The sequence below is a fragment of the Pseudomonas sp. NFACC13-1 genome (genome assembly GCF_900104425.1).
Lineage (GTDB): Bacteria > Pseudomonadota > Gammaproteobacteria > Pseudomonadales > Pseudomonadaceae > Aquipseudomonas > Aquipseudomonas fluorescens_AA.
On record NZ_FMXV01000014.1, the window covers coordinates 82,570 to 105,042 of the forward strand.

A 22,473-nucleotide genomic window follows, 5' to 3' on the forward strand; every position below is an offset into this window, starting at 1 on the left:
TGAAGCCCGTTCTGAGCTTCAAGCTGCAAGGCACAAGCAATGTTTGATTGTAGCCGCAGGAAAGGAGATTCAGATGAGCAATATTCTTGTAGTGCACGGCAGCCCTCGTGGCGAGCGTTCTCATTCCCGGCGCTTGGCCGAGACCTTTGTCTCGGCGTGGCAGGCCGCCCATCCGCAGCCCCACGTGACCCGTCGTGAAGTCGGACGCACGTTGATTGCGCCGGTCAACGAAGCTTTCATCGCCGCGGCGTTCTACCCCGAGCCCCAGGCTCGCCCGTTGATCATGCAAGCGGACCTGGCCCTGAGCGATGCCTTGGTCGAGGAGTTGCAAGCCCATGACCGACTGCTGATCTCAGCGCCCATGCACAACTTCAGCGTGCCCAGCGGCGTGAAGGCCTGGATCGACCAGATCGTGCGCATCGGGCTGACGTTCAACCACCGCCTGGACAACGGCGTGTCGCACTACGAGCCGCTGGTGCTGGGCAAGAAGGCGCTGATCGTGACCAGCCGCGGCGATTTCGGTTTTGGCCCCGGTGGCCCACTGGAGAGCATGAACCACGCCGACACGCTGTTGCGCACCGTGCTGGGGTTTATCGGCATCACCGATGTGACGGTGGTGGCGGCCGAAGGCGAAGAGTCGGCCGAGCGCAGTTTCGCGTTGTCTTGTGCCGAGGCCGAGGAGCGTCTGCTCGCACTGGCGCGCACCTTTTGACGCGGCCCTGCGGGCGCAAACGCCTGCGCCATGGACGCCTGCGCATACTTGAAGTGACACGGGTGTCATAGCCGGGTCATCATCGGTACCGATGCTGAGCCCTTCTTGATCACAAGGATGTCGCCATGTCGCAACGCTGCGCCACTCGTTACCCGCTGGTACTGGTCCCGGGCATGTTCGGGTTCATACGCCTGGTGCTGTATCCGTACTGGTATGGGATCGTCTCGGCGTTGCGTCGCGCAGGGGCCGTGGTGGTGGCGGTGAAGGTTTCGCCGGTGCATTCGTCCGAGGTGCGCGGCGAACAGTTGCTGGCATTGATCGACGACATCCTGCGGCAAACCGGCGCGCAGAAGGTCAACCTGATCGGCCACAGCCAGGGCAGCCTCACCGCCCGTTATGCCGCCGCCAAACGCCCGGACCTGGTGGCGTCGGTCACGTCAGTGGCCGGCCCCAACCATGGCTCCGAACTGGCCGATTATCTGCAGGCCCACTACCCGGCCGACAGTGCCAAGGGGCGTGTGCTCAGTGTCGTGTTGCGCCTGATCAACGCCCTGATGAGCCTGCTGGACACCGGCTATCGCGGGCCGAAGCTGCCAGTGGACATCCACGCCTCCCACGCCTCCCTGACCACCGCCGGGGTGGCGCTGTTCAATCAAGATTATCCACAGGGCCTGCCGGTTACCTGGGGCGGGCACGGGCCGGAAGAGGTCAATGGCGTGCGCTATTACTCGTGGTCCGGCACCTTGCAGCCGGGCAAGACCGATAAAGGGCGCAATCTGTTCGACGGCACCAACCGCACTTGCCGTTTATTTGCCCGCACCTTTGTCAGGGAAGCGGGGCAGTGCGACGGCATGGTCGGACGCTACAGCTCACACTTGGGCACGGTCATCGGCGATGACTATCCGCTGGACCACTTCGACATCGTCAACCAGTCGCTGGGGCTGGTGGGCAAGGGGGCCGAGCCGGTCCGGTTGTTTGTCGAGCATGCGCAGCGGTTGAAGGCGGCCGGGGTGTAGGGTTTCGGATCGAGTTGGTCACTATCGCGAGCAAGCTCGCTCCCACAATGGGCCGAGCGCTGCAAATCCCCTGTGGGAGCGAGCTTGCTCGCGATGGCGATGGGCCAGGCACAGCGGATCCAACAGATGAAGGTGTAACAGGCTTTGTCTACACTGCACCTCATCGCCGTACCCTCGTGCGGCAGCCAGGAGAAACACCATGAAGATGCTGCGTGTGCCTTTGTTGATGATCGGTTTGCTGTTGTGTTCCCAAGGCTTCGCCGCGACGGCGCAGCAGACCAAGATGACCACCTGCAACGCCGACGCCACCGCGAAGGCGCTCAAGGGCGACGAGCGCAAGGCGTTCATGAGCACCTGCCTCAAGGCTGCACCGAGCACCCCGCAGGAACGCATGAAGACCTGTAACGCCACGGCCACCACCCAGGCCCTGAAGGGCGATGCCCGCAAGACGTTCATGAGTGAGTGCCTGAAGAAAAAATAAGGGCTGGGTTTTTCTCCAGCCTGTGAGGGCCTTATCGCGAGCAAGCTCGCTCCCACCATGGACCGGGCACTACAAATCCATGGTGGGGCGAGCTTGCTCGCGATGGGGGCGGCACCGCACTGCAAAAAAACAGCTGAACCCTGTCCAGGATCGGCCGATACAATGTCTAGTGCTGTTGGTGGATCGCTGGCAGACTGCCGATCCTTTCACGCCGTTTTGTCCTGAGGCTGTATGCCAACGTTTTCTCAGCGTCATGTATTGTTGGTGATCAGTTGGGTGATCATTTTTGGTGGGTTGTTGCTGGTGCTGCCACTGCGCCTGTTGCCGAGCCTGCTGGCCGGGTTGTTGGTGTTCGAGCTGGTCAACATGCTCACCCCACAATTGCAGCGCCTGATCGAAGGTCGCCGTGCCCGCTGGCTGGCCGTGGCGTTGCTGGGCACGCTGGTGGTCAGTGTGCTGACGCTGATCTTCGCCGGAGCCATCAGTTTCCTGCTCCATGAGGCCGAAAACCCCGGAGCCTCCCTGGACAAGTTCATGACGGTGGTCGACCGCGCCCGAGGGCAATTGCCGCCATTCATCGACGCCTACCTGCCGGCCAGCGCCGCCGAGTTCCGAGTGGCCATTGGCGACTGGGTGAGCAAGCACCTGAGCGACCTGCAACTGGTGGGCAAGGACGCGGCCCATATGTTCGTGACGTTGCTGATCGGCATGGTACTGGGGGCCATCGTCGCCTTGCAGCGCATCCCCGACCTGACCAAGCGCAAGCCCCTGGCCGCGGCGCTGTTCGATCGCCTGAACCTGCTGGTCAAGGCGTTTCGCAACATCGTCTTCGCCCAGATCAAGATTTCCCTGCTCAACACCTTCTTCACCGGGATTTTCCTGGCGGTGGTGCTGCCGCTGTTCGGGATAAAGCTGCCGCTGACCAAGACCCTGATCGTGATGACCTTCCTGCTGGGGCTGCTGCCGGTCATCGGCAACCTGATGTCCAACACGCTGATCACCATTGTCGGCCTGTCGCTGTCGATCTGGGTCGCCGTGGCGGCGCTGGGTTACCTGATCGTGATCCACAAGCTCGAATACTTCCTCAACGCCCGCATCGTCGGCGGGCAGATCAGCGCTAAGTCCTGGGAGTTGCTCATGGCGATGCTGGTGTTCGAAGCCGCGTTCGGGTTGCCGGGAGTGGTGGCGGGGCCGATTTACTATGCGTATATCAAGAGTGAGCTGAAACAGATCGGGATGGTTTGATCCGGTAGGGATGGCGCCTGATCTGGCGCCATCGCGAGCAAGCTCGCTCCCACAGTTGACCGAGTTCCTTCAGATGGAATGCGATTCAATGTGGGAGCGAGCCTGCTCGCGATGGCCGCGCCTCGGTCTGGGATCAGACCTGCGTTCCGTAGCGCTTCATCGCCTCGATCGCCAGCCCGCTGCCAATGCTGCCGAAGATATTGCCTTCCACATGCCGCGCCTGGGGCAGCATCGCCGAGACGCTGTTGCGCAGCGCCGGGATGCCGCTGGAACCGCCGGTGAAGAACACCGTGTCGACCTGATCGACCCGCACCTCGGCATCGCCCAGCAACTGCGTGACGCTGCCGCGCACCCGCTCCAGCAAGCCGTCGATGGCCGACTCGAACAGCGCCCGGCTCAGTTCCACGCTCAGGCCCGGCTCGATCCGGTCCAGGAGCAAATGACGCTGGTCGGTGTGGGTCAGCTCGATCTTGGTTTCTTCCACTTCCATCGCCAGCCAATGCCCGGCGCGTTGTTCGATCAGCTTGAACAGGCGGTCGATGCCGCCGGTGTCTTCGATGTCGTAGCGCATGCTGCCCAGGGCCAGGGTGGACTTTTGCGAGTACACCGCGTTGATGGTGTGCCAGGTCGCCAGGTTCATGTGATGGCTGGTGGGCATGTAGGCGCCGCTTTTCATACGGCTGCCGTAGCCGAACAGCGGCATCAGGCCGGCCAGGGAGAGTTGCTTGTCGAAATCGGTCCCGCCGATGTGCACGCCACCGGTGGCGAGGATGTCGGCGTGGCGGTTGTCGTGGGTACGGCGCTCGGGGGAGAGGCGCACCAGAGAGAAGTCCGAAGTACCGCCGCCGATGTCGACGATCAGCACCAGCTCTTCTTTCTCGATGGTCGATTCATAATCGAAGGCCGCCGCGATGGGCTCGTACTGGAACGAAACCTCCTTGAAGCCGATGGCGCGGGCGACGTCCACCAGGGTGTTTTCCGCTTCCTGGTCGGCCATTTCATCGTCGTCGACGAAAAACACCGGGCGCCCCAGTACCACTTCTTCGAATTCCCGACCGGCGGTGGCTTCGGCGCGTTTCTTCAACTGGCCGATGAACAACCCCAGCAGATCCTTGAAGGGCATGGCCGTGCCCAACACGCTGGTATCGTGCTTGATCAGCTTGGAGCCCAGCAGGCTCTTGAGCGAGCGCATCAGCCGGCCTTCGTAGCCTTCCAGGTATTCGTGCAGGGCCAGGCGGCCATACACCGGGCGGCGTTCCTCGAGATTGAAAAAGACCACCGAAGGCAGGGTGATCTTATCGTCCTCCAGCGCGATCAACGTTTCCATGCCGGGGCGCAGCCAGCCGACGGTGGAGTTGGACGTGCCAAAATCGATGCCGCAGGCACGGGCCGGGGATGCGTTTTTCATGTCTTTCGGGTTCCAGTTGAAAAAACGGCCGCGCAGTGTATGTCAGTGGGGCGCGGATTCGAAGGCCGGTTATCTGCTAATTCTCGACCGCAGGCCTTGAAAGACTCTCTTATACCCCCAAACTTGCTGGCATGAGCCTGGTAGCGCAAGGCGGGTACAAGAACCGTCGCCAGCTGCCGATAAACTTCTGACGTGCCGCCCGGTCCCAATCTTGAGGTCGGTCAACCCGCTGTCCGGTCATCCGGGCATGCTGTGCGTGGCGGTGCGACATCGATAACGGATGGTGATGCTTAGATGGACTTCAAAGACTATTACAAGATCCTGGGTGTCGAGCCCACGGCGGACGACAGTACGATCAAGGCTGCCTACCGCAAGCTGGCGCGCAAGTACCACCCGGATGTAAGCAAGGAAAAAGACGCCGAGACCAAGTTCAAGGACGTCTCGGAGGCCTATGAAGCGCTGAAAAGTGCCGACAAGCGCGCCGAATACGACGACCTGCGCCGCTACGGCCAGCACGGCCAGCCGTTCCAGGGCCCGCCGGGTTGGCAGAGCCGTGGCGGTTTTGGCGGTGGCCAGGACGCTGGCGACTTCTCGGACTTCTTCAGTTCGATCTTCGGTAACCGTGGGTCGGGTTTCGGTGGCGGACAGTCAGGTCGCAGCGCCGGCCGTCGAGGGCAAGACGTGGAAATGGAATTACCGATTTTCCTGGAAGAAACCCTGTCGAACGAGTCGAAGAAGGTCACGTTCCAGGTGCCGCAATACAACGCGGCCGGCCAACACGTGAGCAACACCAGCAAGAGCCTGAACGTGAAGATCCCGCTGGGCGTGACCGACGGCGAACGCATCCGCCTCAAGGGCCAGGGCGCGCCGGGTGTCGGTGGCGGTGCCAACGGCGACTTGTACCTGACCATTCGTTTCGCCCCGCACCCCAAGTTCGACGTCGAAGGCCAGGACCTGATCATCACCTTGCCCCTGGCCCCGTGGGAATTGGCGCTGGGCACCGAAGTGGCGGTGCCGACCCTCACCGGCAAGATCAATCTCAAGGTCCCGGCCGGCAGCCAGAACGGCCAGCGCATGCGCGCCAAGGGCCACGGCCTGCGCAACAAGGCCGGCGAGCGCGGCTACCTGTTCGTGCAGCTCAAGGCCGTGATGCCCAAGGCCAGCGACGAAGCGGTCAAGGCACTGTGGGCCGAACTGGCGAAGAAAGCGGCGTTCGATCCGCGGGAGAATTTCTGACAGCGGCCGGTCTCTGTTGGTAGGAGCGTAGGAGCTGACGAGTGAAACGAGGCTGCGATCTCTTGATCTTTCGCTCTAGACTCAATGTGGGGTGGAAAGATCGCAGCCTCGTTTCACTCGTCAGCTCCTACGTTCTTGCACCCCTACACAGTTAAGGCATTGGGAGAAGCAGACCATGAACAACCCGATCATTGAACTGACCCTGACGGAATTCTGCGAGGCTGCCGCGTTGGCCGACGTCCATGTGATCGAGATCGTCGCCCACGGCATCCTCGAACCCCACGGCGCGGCTCCTGCGGATTGGCGTTTTACCGACTATGAACTGGTCCTGGCCCGTCGTGCGGCCAAATTGCGCCGCGAGCTGGACCTGGAATGGGAAGGCGTCGCCCTGGCGCTGGACCTGCTGGAGGAAGTCCAGCAACTGCGTGCCGAGAATCGTCGGCTGCGCCAGCAATTGGGCCGTTGGGTGGAATGACCGTGGCGGTTCGTATCCGTCATGTCTTGTCGAAAAAGCAATAAATAGTTACCGCACGCCTCGGCGGCACGCTGGTTAGGCTCGGGTTTTCCATCGTCAAGGATGACCCGATATGCCAGGCTTCACCCCCCGTCTCGCCACTCCCCAAGGCGAGCATTTCGACCTGCTCAAAGCCCGCATTCCCGGCTGGTACAGCGGGGCCATCGTGCAACGCCAGCAGGAACTGAGCGACCATGAACTGACGCTTCCGGACTGGTACGCGAAAGCCTCCCCCGACCTCTGGAACAGCCTCAAGGACAGTCATTCCCGCTACCGCGAGCGCCTGAACCAGGTCGACAACCGGCTGGGCAATATCCAGGACATCCGCGCCTTTGCCGAACCCTTGCTTGAGCAGGCGCTCCTGGATGAGTTCAACCTCACGCTGAACGTCAACGAGGTGTATTTCGTCCGCCAGTACGGGCGCAGGACCCGCGATGATTTTTTTGGGGCGCTGGTCCTGGACAGCGAGGGCGGCCACTTCGATCGCTACGAATATCGTGGCACGTCATTGCTGGAGGCGGCGCTGGCCAATTTCGCGCCAGAGGAAGCGCGCAAGCCCGCCTGTGCCGATTGCAGCCTCATTACCACGGTGCGTCCGTTCCAGGGCGGCGCAGTGGTGCCTTCCGTCGACGCCGTTCGCGCAGGTGCGTTGCCGATTGCCCCAGAAGCCTTCGCCCAGTTGTGTCGCACCCTGGACCTGGGGCGCCAGTATCAGGAACACATCAACGCTGTCCTGCGGCTCGACGACAGCAAGACATACAACCCGCTGGATCATTCACTGGAGGAGCATCACCGGCAGGGCCTGGCGCTGAACATCGAGATCGCCCGGGCCAAGGCCGACATCAGCCCGGCGGTCTACGCGATGTTGCAGCGGGTGATCGACGGTGCCAGCGACGTCACCCTCGATGGCCAGGCCGTGACTTTCACTTCCCTGAAAGTGTTCGACATCGACCTGGTCGGCCCGCTGTTGATCGGCCCCGACCTCGAAAGCAGTCGCCGGGTGGTGCCGGTCGTGGCCTACCTTCCGGGTGATCCCGAGCATCCCCTGAAAGCCTATGCCTCCAGCGCCGACTTCATGGTCGAACTGCGGCGACGCCTGCACGGTAGCACCTACCGCCGCTTCTTCAGCCGTTTCGTGCCGCTGCGTCAGCAAGGGGTGTTTTTCCGCCAGTTCAAGCACTTCTATCAAACCTCCCCGACGGCCGATGACCAGGCCGATTACCCACTCAAATCGTCGTTGCGCAACCTGCCCATGGCCACGGCGCCGATTACCGGCGACCTGTGGGGCTCGCTACGCCTGCGGCAGATCGAGAAGATCCAGGCTGACGCCCGCGCGGTGGCGGTGCCTACCGGTGATGAAGACCAGAAAGCCCGCCTGGCGCGCCTGGACAGTTACCTGGACGCGGTGGTCGACGTGTTCAACCTGGCGGCGTTCGTCGTGCCAGGATTGGGGCCGCTGATGTTGACGGTCGGGGCGGTGCAGATGTTCAACGAGGCCTTCGAGGGCATCGAAGCGTTCGAACGTGGCGAGACCCGGGAAATGTGGGCGCATTTTTCCAGCGTGGCCCTCAACACGGCCTTCGTCGCCACCGGTGCGGCGGTGCTGCCGCACATTCGATGGTCGGGCGCGGTGGATCAGCTGGAGCCGGTGCAATTGGCCAACGGCGAATCGCGCCTGTGGCGTCCCGACCTGAGCGTTTATCAAAGTGAGCTGGCGCCTCCCCCGGCGTCGAGTCCGGATACCCAGGGCCTGTATCGGGTCGGCGACCGGCAGGTTCTGCCGCTGGGTGACCGATATTATGAAGTGCAACAGGACCCGCAGACTCTTCGCTATCGCATTCGTCATCCTTCCCGTCCGCAGGCCTACCAGCCCGAACTGACGGGCAACGGCAACGGTGCCTGGCACCATGAACTGGAACAACCGCGCAGCTGGGAAGGCCCGACGCTGATGAGGCGCCTGGGCCACGGCGTCAAGGACTTCAGCGATGCTGAACTGGAGCGGATCCGCCTCGCCAGCGCGACCCCGCAGGACGTGCTGCGACGGGTGCATGTCGAGGGCGAGCCGGTGCCGGCGTTGCTGGCCGACACCCTGGATCGCTTCGACCTCTGCCGACAACTCGACACGTTCATCGGGCAACTGCAAAGCGAGGAACCGCTGGGCCATGACTTGGCCGAGCCGATGTTGCACCTGCTGAGCCAATACGGCCCGTGGCCAAGAGGGCTGAAGCTGAAGGTCGTCGACGGCGCCGGGCGGACGCGCTGGGAATACGTCCGGCCCTCGGAAGGCGAGACCCCGTTCCGTGAAGCCAGCCTTACCGAGGCCAAGGTCCGCACATCTTCGCTGTTGAAAAACCTGATCGCAGCGGTGGATGCCGCAGGCGCCGACCTGTTGGCCACGGCGAGCCCGCCGATTGCGAAAACCAACATGGATGCTCGCGTCCGGCACCTGCGCCAGGCACTCGCCGAAGCGGCGGTAAATGAAAAGGTGCAGTTGCTCAACGATTACTACGCCATGGGTGAGACGAGAGGTGACCCCCATGTCACGCTGATCAAGTCCCGTTTCCCCTCGGTTCCGGCAAAGGCGATCGAACAGATCATCACCCTGGCCGGTAGCGAAGAGTTGCAGCAAATGGCCGCCTGGGATTTCGATGAGGCCAGCCAGACCAAACCCATCCCGCTGCGCATCGCCGAAGAGTTGCGCCATTATCAGCGCGTGGTGCGTTTGAACCGAGCCTACGAGGGCCTGTATCAGGACGCCTTGGCCACGGCGGACACGCCTCGATTGGTGTTGGCGACCCTGGAAACCTTGCCTGGCTGGAGCGACACGGTGCGCATCGAATTGCGCGAGGCCGATGTGTCCGGCGCCTTGATCGACAGCATCGGGCCGCAGAATGCGCCGCAGACCAAGGTCGTGGTCAAGGACGATGATGTCTACCAGGCCTTTGACGACAGCGGCAATGAGTTGAGCCATTGGGGCAGTGTCTTCGATGCCTTGCAGCATGCCCTGCCGGATGCCGAACGCCGGGCCATGGCTCGGCCCTCGATCCATCACGGCGACCGGTTGAGAGAGGCCATCGGCGCTTCGCCAGTGGACCGGGATGTGCTGGCGAGCCGCTTGAAGATGCCCGCGCTCAAGCCCGCCTTCCAATCACCGATGCGCCTGGCTTCGGGCAAAGTCGGCTACCCCTTGGGTGGACTGCGGGATTGGTTGCGCCTGGGCCGGTCGCCGGAGAGCCGGGTGCAGGAGTTGTACCCGGGCTACACGGCGGAGCAGACCGAGGCGCTGTTGCGATCGCTGGGCAATGGCGCGGTGAGGGAACTCAAGCGACGTAAAGTCGAGTTGAAAATGCTACGCCGGGATCTGGACCGCTGGGTCGCTACCTTTGGATGGCGTTACGAGGGTAATCACCGTCGGCAAGTACCGACGGGGGTCAGAGAGATCGCGGCCGAACACATCGAGCGCTGCTGGCGGCGTCAGACCCGGGTCGTTGCAGGGGCCGATGGTCGCAGGCTCGGGTATGAGCTTGATTTGAGCGGATTGAACATCGGCGCATTGCCGGAGCTGACGGCCGACTTCAGCCATGTGGGTGTGCTCATGATGTCTGACATGGGCTTGACGCTGGACTACTGCGAGAGCTTCCTCAGCGCGTTCTCCTCCCTCAAGCGCTTGGAAATGTCCAGGAACAGGCTGATGGATATTCCCGGAACCCTGGAGGGGATGCGAAATCTGGAGACGCTTCGGCTGGCGAATAACCAGATCGGCCTGACACGTCGTAGCGTTGAAATCCTGCAAAGCCTTGGCCGGCTGAAAAACCTCGACCTGGATAATAACTTGCTGGAGCGCCTGCCGGACTTCAGCAGGTTACCTGACCTGGAACGATTGCACCTGAAGAACACCGGGATCACTGCCTGGCCCACCGGCCTGCGCGACCAACCGCTGGAGCTGATCGACTTGCGCGACAACGGCTTGACCCAGGTACCGGATCACCTGCTCGACCCGCCCGCCGAGCGTGCCCATGCCACGGCACGTCTGAATCGCGTGACGTTGTTGCAGGGCAACCCGTTGAGCGAGGGGGTCCAACAGCGCATGCGTGATCATTGGGCGACGGTCTTGCAGACGCGTCCCGAATGGGCCGTCCTGCGTTTGCCCGAGGCGTTTGGGTTTTCAGCGCCGGTCGGGCCGTCGAACATGCAGCAATGGCTGCGCGACCTGCCTGCGGGCCAACTGGCGGACAAAAGAGCCTTGTGGCAAAGCCTGGCGGACGAGCAGCACTCGGGAGAGTTTTTTGAATTGCTGCATCGGTTGGCTAACTCCTACCAGGGGCTGGAAGATTATCCGGACCTCCAGGCCCGCGTCTGGCAGATGCTCGGGGCGATGGGCAACGCCACCGACTTGCGTCATGAGCTGTTCGACCTGGCCGGCCGACCGGCCTGTGAAGATCGCGCAGCCTTGTCCTTCAGCTACCTGGAAATCCGCTTGATGATCTACAACGCCAGGGCCTTGGCGGTTGGAAAGGATGAGGCGGCAACGCTGGTCCAGTTGGCCAAGGGGCTGTTTCGCCTCGATGAGGTAGAGCGTATTGCCCTGAAGGATATCCAGCGGCGCCGTGATGCGATCAATGCCCGCACCGACCTGACCAACGATGAAAAGCGCGAAAACCTGGCGCTGATAGAAGAAGTCGAGGTCCGCCTGGCTTACCGTGTGGGGCTCAAGGATCGATTGGGGCTACCGGGCCAGCCCGCGGGCGGGGTTTTTCTCAGGCTGGGAGATGTCACCCCTGGAATGCTCGATGCCGCTGCCAATGAGGTGCTGGCGCTGGACGATTCCCCCCAGCAGTTTCAGTCGCTGGTGGGCCGGGATTTCTGGATCGATTATTTGAAGCAGGCCCATGGGGCCTCCTTCCAGGCGCTGAACGACACCCTTATCGCCAACCAGATCGAGCTGGATGAAGCGAAGGCGGCCGGGACCCTGGAGGAAGCCGACTACATCAGCCAGTCCGAGGCGTTGGGCCTGCAACACAAGATCAAGGAAGCGGAGCTGGTCCAGTCGTTGACGCGAACCGAGCTGGAGCAGTTGCCAGGCAGTACCGACCTGTAGGCTGATCCTTTCAGGCAATGAAAACCGTGGCGAGTACGCGTGCTCTCGCTGGACCGTAGGAGCTGTCGAGCGCAGCGAGGCTGCGATCTTTCCAAAAACGCTTGAGTCCCAAGCGAAAGATCAAAAGATCGCAGCCTTTGGCAGCGCCCTCGCCACAGGAACTGCGCCGGTTCAAAACAGGAAATAACGCTGCGCCATCGGCAGCACTTCAGCCGGTTCGCACCACAGCAACACGCCGTCGGCCTTGACCTGGTAAGTCTGCGGATCGACGTCGATGCTCGGCAGGTAGTCGTTGTGGATCAGGTCGGTCTTCTGCACGTCGCGGCAGCCTTTGACCACGGCGATTCTTTTCTTCAGCCCCAGTTGTTCCGGCAACCCGGCCTCGGCGGCGGCCTGGCTGATGAAGGTCAGGCTGGTGGCATGCCGTGAGCCGCCGTAGCTGGCGAACATCGGTCGGTAGTGCACCGGCTGTGGTGTCGGGATCGAGGCGTTGGCGTCACCCATCAGGCTGGCGGCAATCGCTCCACCCTTGAGGATCAGCGTCGGCTTGACGCCGAAGAACGCCGGGCGCCACAGCACCAGGTCGGCCCACTTGCCCACTTCGATGGAGCCCACTTCATGGCTGATGCCATGGGTGATCGCCGGGTTGATGGTGTACTTGGCGATGTAGCGCTTGATGCGGAAATTGTCGTTGCCTTCGCCGTCGCCGGGCAGGGCGCCGCGTTGCTTTTTCATCTTGTCGGCGGTCTGCCAGGTGCGCGTGATGACTTCGCCGACGCGGCCCATGGCCTGGCTGTCGGAGCTGATCATCGAGAAGGCGCCGAGGTCGTGGAGAATGTCTTCGGCGGCGATGGTCTCGCGGCGGATGCGGCTTTCGGCGAAGGCCACGTCTTCGGCAATGCTCGGGTCCAGGTGATGGCAGACCATCAACATGTCCAGGTGCTCGTCGATGGTATTGCGGGTGAACGGCCGGGTCGGGTTGGTGGAACTGGGCAATACGTTGGGGAAACCGCAGGCCTTGATGATGTCCGGCGCATGCCCGCCACCGGCACCTTCGGTGTGGTAGGTGTGGATGGTGCGGCCCTTGAACGCGGCAAGGGTGGTTTCCACGAAGCCCGACTCGTTGAGGGTGTCGGTGTGGATCGCCACCTGCACATCGTACTGGTCGGCCACGCTCAGGCAATTGTCGATGGCCGCGGGCGTGGTGCCCCAGTCTTCGTGCAGCTTCAGGCCGATGGCACCGGCCTTGACCTGCTCGATCAACGGTTCCGGCAGGCTGGCGTTGCCCTTGCCGGTGAAGCCGATGTTCATCGGGAAGGCATCGGCGGCCTGGAGCATGCGCGCCAGGTGCCACGGCCCGGAGGTGCACGTGGTGGCGTTGGTCCCGGTGGCCGGGCCCGTGCCACCGCCGATCATGGTGGTGACGCCGCTCATCAGCGCTTCTTCGATCTGCTGGGGGCAGATGAAGTGGATGTGGGTGTCGATCCCGCCGGCGGTGAGGATCATGCCTTCGCCGGCGATCACTTCGGTGCTGGCGCCGATGGCGATGGTCACGTCGGGCTGGATGTCCGGGTTGCCGGCCTTGCCGATGGCGGCGATGCGCCCGTCCTTGAGGCCGACATCGGCCTTGACGATGCCCCAGTGGTCGATGATCAGCGCGTTGGTGATCAAGGTGTCGACGACCTCGGCGGCCAACAGTTGGCTCTGGCCCATGCCGTCGCGAATCACCTTGCCGCCGCCGAATTTCACTTCTTCGCCGTAGGTGGTGAAGTCTTTTTCCACTTCGATCCACAACTCGGTGTCGGCCAGGCGGACCTTGTCGCCGACGGTGGGGCCGAACATGTCGGCGTAGGCTTGTCTCGAAATTTTCATGTGCTTGCCTTGGAATTCAATTGAATGTTGAAACCGTTCGCTGCGCTCACTCATCGCGAGCAAGCTCGCTCCCACATTTGATCGCGTTTCCCTGTGGGAGCGAGCTTGCTCGCGATGAGGCCAGTGCAGGCACCCTATGACTTACAGGTCGCCCATGACCCGCCCGGCAAACCCGAACACCCGGCGATGCCCGGCCAGGTCCACCAGCTCCACCTCGCGGCTCTGGCCCGGTTCGAAACGCACCGCGGTGCCGGCCGGGATGTTCAGGCGCATGCCACGGCTGGCGGCGCGGTCGAAGGTCAAGGCGTCGTTGGTCTCGAAAAAGTGATAGTGCGAGCCGACCTGGATCGGTCGGTCGCCGCTGTTGGCGACGTTCAGCGTGAGCGTGCGGCGACCGACGTTGAGTTCGATGTCGCCGGGCTGGACCTGGTATTGCCCTGGAATCATTGCGGTTGCCCCAAAATCTTGTAGTAAATGGCGGTCGGGGTGTAGGTCCCGTCCGGGCTCTGGCAGTAGTCGGGCAGTTCACCGACGCGGGTGTAGCCCATGGCGCGGTAGAACGCCTCGGCCTCGGAACCGGCCTCGGTGTCGAGGTACAACAGGCCACGTTTGTGCTGGCGGGCGCCAAGTTCCAGGGCGCTCATCAATTGCTGGCCCAGCCCGCGGCGGCGAGCCTCACCGCGGACCAGCAGCTTCTGCACTTCGGCGCGGTTGAGGCCGTTGGGCTTCTGGCACAGGGCGAGCTGGACGCTGGCCTGTACCTGTTCATCCTTGACCACCACCCACAGCAGCAGGTGGCCCTGATTGAGGCTGGCCTGGACCTCGTCGAAATAGGCGCGGGCCTGGACGGCATCGAGATCGGCCATGAACCCCACGCTGGCTCCGTAGCCGACGGCGTCGAGCAACAGATCGATCAGGCCCTGGCGATAATGCGCAAAGCTCTCGGCGTGGACCCGACGCAACTGGGCGGCGTTCATTGGCTTTTCACTCCTTGTTGATGGCAGGCGGTAGCGCCCCGGGGTTGAGGTTCAACTGCATGAAGGTCAGGTCCAGCCAGCGGCCGAACTTGGTCCCCACCTCGGGCATCTGCCCGGTGATCACGAAACCGGCCCGCTCGTGCAGGCGAATCGAGGCCACGTTGCCACTTTCGATGGCCGCGACCATGACGTGTTTATCGCAGGCCCTGGCACGTTCGATCAGCGCGGCCATCAACAGCGGGCCAAGGCCATTGCCGCGTTGATCGCTGCGCACATACACCGAATGCTCCACGGTGTGGCGGAAACCGTCGAACGGCCGCCAGTCGCCGAACGAAGCGTAGCCCAGCACGTTGTCTTCGGCGTCGACGGCCACCAGTACCGGATAGCCCTGGGTCTGCCGGGCGCTGAACCAGGCCTGGCGATTGCCCAGGTCCACGGCTTGTTCGTTCCAGATCGCCGTGGTGTGGAGGACGGCGTCGTTGTAGATCTCGCGGATCGCCGGCAGGTCTGTGGCATGGGCGTCTCGAACATGGGCAGTCATGGCGTGGCCTCAGGCGATGGGTTGGTGGACGGTGACCAGTTTGGTGCCGTCGGGAAACGTCGCTTCGACCTGGATCTCCGGGATCATTTCCGGGATGCCTTCCATCACCTGCTCGCGGCTCAACAGCGTGGTGCCGTAGTACATCAGCTCGGCGACGGTCTGGCCGTCACGGGCGCCTTCCAGCAGCGCGGCGGAAATGTAGGCCATGGCCTCCGGGTAGTTGAGCTTCAGGCCCCGGGCCAACCGTCGTTCGGCGACGAGGCCGGCGGTGAAGATCAGCAGCTTGTCTTTTTCGCGTGGGGTCAGGTCCATGTGCAATCCATAAGGGCAGATAAAAAAATTCGCTGTAAACCCATTCCACTGTGGGAGCGAGCTTGCTCGCGATAGCTATCGAACATTCAACATCACCGTTGGCTGGTACACCGCCATCGCGAGCAAGCTCGCTCCCACAGGAAAGCCAATTCAGGTGCTCCAGATTCTCGGTGGTACGGCCTCTCTTCCAAGCAATGCAGGCCTGAGCAAGCGCCACAATTCAATCAACCACCCCCGCGCCAGCAATGCCTCGCTCGCCAGGCAGCGGGCCACGACCAGGCCGGGCAATTGGGTCAGGTCGCCGCGCACGGCATGGCCCAGGGATCGGCAGTGTTCCAGCAACTCGCTGTCGATCTCGCCGGTCACCAGCAACGTGGCGAACACCGGATCGCCGCCCAGCCCGATGGGCGAGTCCAGCAGCCCATCACCGCCCACAATGCGCTGGCGCTCATGCCACAGCAACTGGCCGTCGCGGCGGATGTCCAGTCGCGATTGAAAGTGCCCCAGGTCGAACCGCTCGCCGCTGGCCGGTCGGCCGAGGGCGACCATGTCCCAGTAGAGCAGGCCTGCGTCGCCCTGCAGGTCGATACTCGTGCCGAGTTCGGCCTGGGCCGCGCTGAAGACGATGGTTTCCTGGGGCAGCCATTCCAGGGTCGCGCCGGGGGCCACGCTCAGGCTCAACTGTTGGTACGCCGGGCCGGCAGCGCGGTACCACTTGGCCGCGCCGGGGCTGGTCAGTTGCGCCCAGGCGCCAGGGCCGACATGGGCCGAGATATCCAGCCGGTCACCGCCGGCAATCCCACCGGGCGGGTGGACGATGATGTGCTGGCACACCTCGGGACCTTCGGCGTACAAGTGCTTCTGCACCCGCAGCGGACCTTTGTGGCGGCGCTGTACCGGGCGTGTGCACTCGCCGAAGCGGGCGTAGCCCAATTCCAGCTCGGCGTGCCAGCTGGGGGTGAACAGGGCCGAAGGCGCCAATGAACAGACAGGTAGATTCATGATTTCTGATTATCGTCAGGACGCTACAGACTAGATCGTAACCAGTCCACGCACACCCTCGGCTTCCATATTTTCTCCGCGCCCCTGCTGCACGATCTCGCCCCGGGACATCACCAGGTACTGATCGGCCAGCTCGGCGGCGAAGTCGTAGAACTGCTCCACCAGCAAAATCGCCATGTCGCCCCGGGCCGCCAGCTTCTTGATCACCATGCCGATCTCCTTGATCACCGAGGGCTGGATGCCTTCGGTAGGCTCGTCGAGAATCAGCAGGCGCGGGCGACTGGCCAGGGCCCGGCCAATGGCGAGCTGCTGTTGCTGGCCGCCGGACAGGTCACCGCCACGGCGTTGTTTCATCTGCAGCAGCACCGGGAACAATTCGTAGATGAATGCCGGCACTTCCTTGGCTTCGGCGCCGGGAAAGCGCGACAGGCCCATCAGCAGGTTTTCTTCCACCGTCAGCCGTCCGAAAATTTCCCGGCCCTGGGGCACGTAGGCAATGCCGGCATGCACCCGTTGGTGCGGCTTGAACGCGGTGATGGCCTTGCCTTCCCAACTCACCGCGCCTTCCTTGGCCGGCAACAGGCCCATCAGGCATTTGAGCAGGGTGGTCTTGCCCACGCCGTTGCGCCCCAGCAGGCACGTCACCTCGCCGACCTTGGCGTCGAACGACAGGCCGCGCAGGATGTGGCTACCGCCGTAGTACTGGTGCAGCTTGTCGACTTGCAGCATGTTCCAGATTCTCCTCAAGTTCCCTGTGGGAGCGAGCTTGCTCGCGATAGCGGTGGGTCAGCTTGCTTAGGCGCTGAATGTGTCGCCTCCATCGCGAGCAAGCTCGCTCCCACAGGGAACAGCATTTGCCACTCTAGCGACCGAGATACACCTCGATCACCCGCTCATTGTCCTGCACCTGTTCCAGCGAGCCTTCGGCCAGCACGCTGCCCTGGTGCAGCACGGTGACGTGGTCGGCGATCGCGCCGACGAAGCCCATGTCGTGTTCCACCACCATCAGCGAATGCTTGCCCGCCAGGGACTTGAACAGCTCGGCGGTGAACTCGGTCTCGGCGTCGGTCATGCCCGCCACCGGTTCGTCGAGCAACAGCAATTGCGGGTCTTGCACCAGCAGCATGCCGATCTCCAGGAACTGCTTCTGCCCGTGGGACAGCAACCCGGCGGCGCGGTTGACCGACGTGGCAAGGCGGATGGTCTCGAGCACTTCGTCGATACGGTCGTGCTGCTCGCCGGTGAGTCGTGCCCGCAGGCTGGCCCACACCGATTTGTCGGTCTTGAGCGCCAGTTCCAGGTTCTCGAACACGCTCAGGGCTTCGAACACCGTGGGCTTCTGGAACTTGCGCCCGATGCCGGCCTGGGCGATCTGTACTTCGCTCATGCTCGTCAGGTCCAGGGTCTCGCCGAACCAGGCCTTGCCGTGGCTGGGGCGGGTCTTGCCGGTGATCACGTCCATCAGGGTGGTCTTGCCGGCGCCGTTGGGGCCGATGATGCAGCGCAACTCGCCGACGCCGATGTACAGGTTCAAATCGTTCAAGGCCTTGAAGCCATCGAAGCTGACGCTGATGTCTTCCAGGGTCAGGATGGTGCCGTGGCGGGTGTTCAGGCCCACGCCGGCTGCCTGGCCGAGGCCGATGGCGTCGCGGCTGCTGCCTTGGTCCTTGTTGGGCTCCAGGATGGGTTCGAGCATGAAGTCCGCCGTAGGTGTGATTCGCATCATTCGCTCCTTTTCTTCAGCAACCCGATCACACCCTTGGGCAGATACAGGGTCACGACGATGAACAGGGCGCCGAGGAAGAACAGCCAATATTCAGGAAACGCCACGGTGAACCAGCTCTTCATGCCATTCACGACTCCGGCGCCCAGCAACGGCCCGATCAACGTGCCGCGCCCGCCAAGGGCGACCCACACGGCGGCCTCGATGGAGTTGGTCGGCGACATTTCGCTGGGGTTGATGATGCCCACCTGCGGCACGTACAACGCCCCGGCCAGGCCGCACAACACCGCGCTCAACACCCAGACGAACAGCTTGAAACCACGGGGATCGTAGCCGCAGAACATCAGGCGGTTTTCCGCGTCCCGCAGGGCGGTCAGTACCCGGCCGAACTTGCTGCGGGCCAGGCGCCAACCGATGAACAGGCTCGCCACCAGCAGCGACACCGTGGCGAAAAACAGCACCGCCCGGGTGCCGGGCTCGGTGATGCCGAAGCCCAGGATCGAGCGGAAATTGGTGAAGCCGTTGTTGCCGCCAAACCCGGTTTCGTTGCGGAAAAACAGGAGCATCCCGGCGAAGGTCAGGGCCTGGGTCATGATCGAGAAATACACGCCCTTGATCCGCGAGCGGAAGGCGAAGAAGCCGAACACCAGGGCCAGCAACCCCGGCGCCAGTACCACCAGGCACATCGCCCAGAGGAAACTGTCGGTGCCGGCCCAGTACCAAGGCAACTCGGTCCACGACAGGAAGGTCATGAACGCCGGCAAGCCATCCCCGGCGGCCTGGCGCATCAAGTACATGCCCATGGCGTAGCCGCCCAGGGCGAAGAACAGGCCGTGGCCCAGGGAGAGCAAGCCGGCGTAGCCCCAGACCAGGTCCAGTGCCAGGGCGACGATGGCGTAGCAGAGAATCTTGCCCACCAGGGTCAGGGTGTAGGCCGAGACGTGCAGCGGATTGTCCGCCGCCAGCAGCGACAGCAATGGCAGGCTCAGCAGCACGGCCAGGATCAGCGCGCCGACGGCGAGGGTGACTTTGGGACCGGCCTTTTGCGTGGCCGTGAGCATCAGGGGCTGGTTCATCAGTCGATTACCCGTCCTTTGAGCGCGAAGAGGCCTTGCGGACGCTTCTGGATGAACAGAATGATCAGCGCGAGGATCAGGATCTTGCCGAGCACGGCGCCGATCTGCGGTTCGAGGATCTTGTTGGCGATGCCCAGGCCGAACGCGGCGAACACACTGCCGGCCAACTGACCGACACCACCGAGCACCACCACCAGGAACGAGTCGATGATGTAGCTCTGGCCCAGGTCCGGGCCGACGTTGCCGATCTGGCTCAGGGCCACGCCACCGAGCCCGGCGATGCCCGAGCCGAGGCCGAAGGCGAGCATGTCGACCCGCCCGGTGGGCACGCCGCAGCAGGCGGCCATGTTGCGGTTCTGGGTCACCGCGCGCACGTTCAGGCCCAGGCGCGTCTTGTTCAGCAGCAACCAGGTCAGCACCACCACGAACAAGGCGAAGGCGATGATCACGATGCGGTTGTACGGCAGCACCAGGTTCGGCAACACCTGGATCCCGCCCGAGAGCCAGGCCGGGTTGGCGACTTCGACGTTCTGCGCACCGAACACCAGGCGCACCAGTTGGATCAGCATCAGGCTGATACCCCAGGTGGCGAGCAGGGTTTCCAGCGGCCGTCCGTAGAGGTGGCGAATCACCGTACGCTCCAGGGCCATGCCGATGGCCGCGGTGATGAAAAATGCCACCGGCAGGGCGATCAGCGGATAGAACTCGATGGCGTTCGGGGCGAAGCGCTGGAACAGCAACTGCACCACATAAGTGGAATAGGCGCCCAGCATGAGCATCTCGCCGTGGGCCATGTTGATCACCCCCAACAGGCCGAAGGTAATCGCCAGGCCGAGGGCGGCGAGCAGCAGGATCGAGCCCAGGGACATGCCGCTGAAAGCCTGGCCCAGCAACTCGCCCACCAGGAGTTTACGCTTGACCTGGCCCAGGCTGGTTTCAGCGGCGGTGCGCACGGCGGCATCGGTTTCGACGCCGGGTTCGAGCAGGCCTTCCAGGCGGGTGCGGGCCAGTGGATCGCCGGTTTCCCCCAACAGACGGACGGCGGCCAGGCGCACGCTCGGGTTGGTGTCCACCAGTTGCAGGTTCGCCAGGGCCAGGCTCAGGGCGGCGTGTACGTTTTCGTCTTGCTCACCGGCCAATTGCCGGTCGAGAAACGCCAGTTGCGCCGGGCGGGCACTTTTTTGCAGTTGCTGCGCGGCGGCCAGGCGTACGCGGGTATCGACGGCGAGCAGTTGATGGCTGGCCAGGGCGGTTTCGATCAGCCCGCGCAAGCGGTTGTTCAGGCGCAGGGTTTTTGGCTGGCCGTCGACGATCAACTGGCCTTGTTGCAGGGCGTTGATCAGTTCGACACGCTCAGGCTCCGGCTGCGCGGCCCAGGTTTCCAGGAGTCTGGCCTGCTGGGTCGGGTTGGCGGCGACGAAGTCTTCGGCGTCGCCGGCGTGGGCCTCCAGTGGCAACAGCAGCACCAGGGCGAGAATGAGGCGGTAAAGGGCGGTGGGCATATGCTAGGCCTTGCACAGTGCTTTTTGTGGGAGCGAGCTTGCTCGCGATAGCGGTGTGCCAGTCACTGTTCTTCTGGCTGATCCATCGCTATCGCGAGCAAGCTCGCTCCCACAGGGGTTGTGTGTCGGCCCGGGGATTGGGCCGACACCCATGGGCTCAGTTGCTCTTCACCGCATAGTCAGGCTTCTTGTCGTTGCCGGCGATGAACGGGCTCCACGGTTGCGCGCGGATCGGGCCTTCGGTCTGCCAGACCACGTTGAACTGACCGTCGGCCTGGATCTCGCCGATCATCACCGGCTTGTGCAGGTGGTGGTTGGTCTTGTCCATGGTCAGGGTGTAGCCCGACGGTGCGGCGAAGGTCTGGCCGGCCAGGGCTTCGCGGACTTTGTCGACGTCGGTGGACTTGGCTTTCTCCACCGCTTGCGCCCACATGTGGATGCCGACGTAGGTGGCTTCCATCGGGTCGTTGGTCACCGCTTTGTCGGCACCTGGCAGGTTCTTGGCCTTGGCGTAGGCTTTCCAGGAATCGACGAATTTCTTGTTCGCCGGGTTATCCACGGATTCGAAGTAGTTCCACGCCGCCAGGTTGCCCACCAGCGGCTTGGTGTCGATGCCGCGCAGTTCCTCTTCGCCCACCGAGAACGCCACGACCGGTACGTCGGTGGCCTTCAGGCCCTGGTTGGCCAGTTCTTTATAGAACGGCACGTTGGAGTCGCCATTGACCGTGGAGATGACCGCGGTCTTGCCACCGGCCGAGAACTTCTTGATGTTGGCCACGATGGTCTGGTAATCGCTGTGGCCGAACGGGGTGTAGACCTCTTCGATGTCCTTGTCCGCCACCCCTTTGGAGTGCAGGAACGAACGCAGGATCTTGTTGGTGGTGCGCGGGTAGACGTAGTCGGTGCCCAGCAGGAAGTAGCGCTTGGCACTGCCGCCTTCTTCGCTCATCAGGTATTCCACCGCCGGAATTGCCTGTTGGTTCGGCGCCGCGCCGGTGTAGAACACGTTCGGCGACATCTCTTCGCCTTCGTATTGCACCGGGTAGAACAGCAGGCCGTTGAGTTCTTCGAACACCGGCAACACGGATTTACGCGACACCGATGTCCAGCAGCCGAACACCACGGCGACCTTGTCCTGGGTCAGCAGCTGACGGCCCTTTTCGGCGAACAGCGGCCAGTTCGACGCCGGGTCCACGACCACCGCTTCAAGCTTCTTGCCGTTCACGCCACCCTTGGCGTTGATCTCGTCGATGGTCATCAGCGCCATGTCCTTGAGGGACGTCTCGGAGATCGCCATGGTGCCGGACAACGAATGCAGGATGCCGACCTTGATGGTCTCGGCGGCCTGGACGGTCCAGGCCATGCCCATCGCGGCAATGCTTGCCGAGAGTGTAAAAGCCTTGATCAAGCTACGACGCTTCATTGTGCGATCTCCATGGACTTATGAGTTTTTTTTCGAGGGCAGATGCAAACGCTGAAGGCGCTTTTGCAAGGGGTGTGCCCGGTTGGAAAAAAGCCCGGAAACAGGGAAGTCGCGAGGAGGGGAGGAAGGGTGGTGCACCATGAGTGATCGCGATTCGGCGCTGGTGCGATGGGGTGCGCCGCATTGGGGCACGATGTCACGGTCGTCAACGATCAACTGTGGGAGCGAGCTTGCTCGCGATAGCTGTTTGTCTGCCACATCAATGCTGGATGGGTTGACGCCATCGCGAGCAAGCTCGCTCCCACAGGGGGCCGGGGTCTGCGTTTAGATGGCGG

General features: G+C 63.0%; 19 protein-coding genes. 7 read left to right on the plus strand and 12 right to left on the minus strand.

The window, feature by feature from the left end:
• The first annotated feature begins 73 nt into the window (after positions 1-73).
• The 4 genes from BLQ55_RS18045 (at position 74) to BLQ55_RS18060 (ending at position 3,454) form a co-directional block, all read left to right on the plus strand.
• Complete coding sequence (locus BLQ55_RS18045; RefSeq protein ID WP_092255619.1) at positions 74-712, plus strand: FMN-dependent NADH-azoreductase; 639 nt, start codon at positions 74-76, stop codon at positions 710-712.
• A 125-nt stretch (positions 713-837) separates the two neighbouring features.
• The gene (locus BLQ55_RS18050; protein WP_092255622.1) at positions 838-1,728 is read left to right on the plus strand and encodes a lipase family alpha/beta hydrolase; all 891 of its coding nucleotides are present in this window, start codon (positions 838-840) and stop codon (positions 1,726-1,728) included.
• 199 nt (positions 1,729-1,927) lie between these two features.
• Positions 1,928-2,209, plus strand: a complete 282-nt coding sequence (locus BLQ55_RS18055) for a PsiF family protein (protein ID WP_092204821.1) — start codon at positions 1,928-1,930, stop codon at positions 2,207-2,209.
• 231 nt (positions 2,210-2,440) lie between these two features.
• On the plus strand, positions 2,441-3,454 hold the full coding sequence (locus tag BLQ55_RS18060; protein WP_092204820.1) for an AI-2E family transporter: 1,014 nt from the start codon (positions 2,441-2,443) through the stop codon (positions 3,452-3,454).
• A gap of 133 nt (positions 3,455-3,587) precedes the next feature.
• On the opposite strand, the gene BLQ55_RS18065 is transcribed toward BLQ55_RS18060, so the two are convergent.
• Positions 3,588-4,862, minus strand: coding sequence for an Hsp70 family protein (locus BLQ55_RS18065; RefSeq protein WP_092255625.1), 1,275 nt, complete (start codon positions 4,860-4,862; stop codon positions 3,588-3,590).
• 294 nt (positions 4,863-5,156) lie between these two features.
• Here BLQ55_RS18065 and BLQ55_RS18070 point away from each other — a divergent pair, with 294 nt between their 5' ends.
• From BLQ55_RS18070 to BLQ55_RS18080, 3 genes are all read left to right on the plus strand, one after another.
• Positions 5,157-6,098 (plus strand): DnaJ C-terminal domain-containing protein, encoded by a 942-nt coding sequence (locus tag BLQ55_RS18070; protein ID WP_092204818.1) that lies wholly within the window; start codon positions 5,157-5,159, stop codon positions 6,096-6,098.
• 175 nt (positions 6,099-6,273) lie between these two features.
• On the plus strand, positions 6,274-6,573 hold the full coding sequence (locus BLQ55_RS18075; protein WP_092204817.1) for a chaperone modulator CbpM: 300 nt from the start codon (positions 6,274-6,276) through the stop codon (positions 6,571-6,573).
• Positions 6,574-6,685: 112 nt separating this feature from the next.
• A complete protein-coding gene (locus BLQ55_RS18080) occupies positions 6,686-11,710 on the plus strand; it encodes an NEL-type E3 ubiquitin ligase domain-containing protein (RefSeq protein ID WP_092255628.1) in 5,025 nt (1,674 codons plus the stop codon).
• 171 nt (positions 11,711-11,881) lie between these two features.
• Here BLQ55_RS18080 and ureC read toward each other — a convergent pair whose 3' ends face one another.
• The 11 genes from ureC to urtA all read right to left on the minus strand — a co-directional run bounded on the left by ureC (position 11,882) and on the right by urtA (position 22,138).
• Positions 11,882-13,582 carry an urease subunit alpha gene (ureC, locus tag BLQ55_RS18085; RefSeq protein WP_060743085.1) on the minus strand — a complete coding sequence of 567 codons (1,701 nt, stop codon included), beginning with the start codon at positions 13,580-13,582 and terminating at the stop codon, positions 11,882-11,884.
• 141 nt (positions 13,583-13,723) lie between these two features.
• Complete coding sequence (locus BLQ55_RS18090; protein ID WP_014336352.1) at positions 13,724-14,029, minus strand: urease subunit beta; 306 nt, start codon at positions 14,027-14,029, stop codon at positions 13,724-13,726.
• Positions 14,026-14,559 (minus strand): GNAT family N-acetyltransferase, encoded by a 534-nt coding sequence (locus BLQ55_RS18095; protein WP_060739380.1) that lies wholly within the window; start codon positions 14,557-14,559, stop codon positions 14,026-14,028. Before BLQ55_RS18095 ends, BLQ55_RS18090 begins: the two co-directional genes overlap by 4 nt.
• 7 nt (positions 14,560-14,566) lie before the next feature.
• On the minus strand, positions 14,567-15,100 hold the full coding sequence (locus BLQ55_RS18100; RefSeq protein WP_092255631.1) for a GNAT family N-acetyltransferase: 534 nt from the start codon (positions 15,098-15,100) through the stop codon (positions 14,567-14,569).
• A gap of 9 nt (positions 15,101-15,109) precedes the next feature.
• Complete coding sequence (ureA, locus tag BLQ55_RS18105; protein ID WP_092255634.1) at positions 15,110-15,412, minus strand: urease subunit gamma; 303 nt, start codon at positions 15,410-15,412, stop codon at positions 15,110-15,112.
• Positions 15,413-15,562: 150 nt separating this feature from the next.
• Complete coding sequence (locus BLQ55_RS18110) at positions 15,563-16,414, minus strand: urease accessory protein UreD (RefSeq protein WP_092255637.1); 852 nt, start codon at positions 16,412-16,414, stop codon at positions 15,563-15,565.
• 30 nt (positions 16,415-16,444) lie between these two features.
• Positions 16,445-17,143: an urea ABC transporter ATP-binding subunit UrtE gene (gene urtE, locus BLQ55_RS18115; protein ID WP_092204813.1), complete on the minus strand. Its 699-nt coding sequence runs from the start codon at positions 17,141-17,143 to the stop codon at positions 16,445-16,447.
• Positions 17,144-17,276: 133 nt separating this feature from the next.
• Positions 17,277-18,137, minus strand: coding sequence for an urea ABC transporter ATP-binding protein UrtD (urtD, locus tag BLQ55_RS18120; RefSeq protein ID WP_092204811.1), 861 nt, complete (start codon positions 18,135-18,137; stop codon positions 17,277-17,279).
• Entirely contained in the window at positions 18,137-19,213 is a 1,077-nt protein-coding gene (urtC, locus tag BLQ55_RS18125) for an urea ABC transporter permease subunit UrtC (protein ID WP_092255640.1), read from the minus strand. Before urtC ends, urtD begins: the two co-directional genes overlap by 1 nt.
• The gene (gene urtB, locus BLQ55_RS18130) at positions 19,213-20,715 is read right to left on the minus strand and encodes an urea ABC transporter permease subunit UrtB (RefSeq protein WP_092255643.1); all 1,503 of its coding nucleotides are present in this window, start codon (positions 20,713-20,715) and stop codon (positions 19,213-19,215) included. Before urtB ends, urtC begins: the two co-directional genes overlap by 1 nt.
• 157 nt (positions 20,716-20,872) lie before the next feature.
• Positions 20,873-22,138, minus strand: a complete 1,266-nt coding sequence (gene urtA, locus BLQ55_RS18135; protein WP_025211599.1) for an urea ABC transporter substrate-binding protein — start codon at positions 22,136-22,138, stop codon at positions 20,873-20,875.
• Between the last annotated feature and the right edge of the window lie 335 nt (positions 22,139-22,473).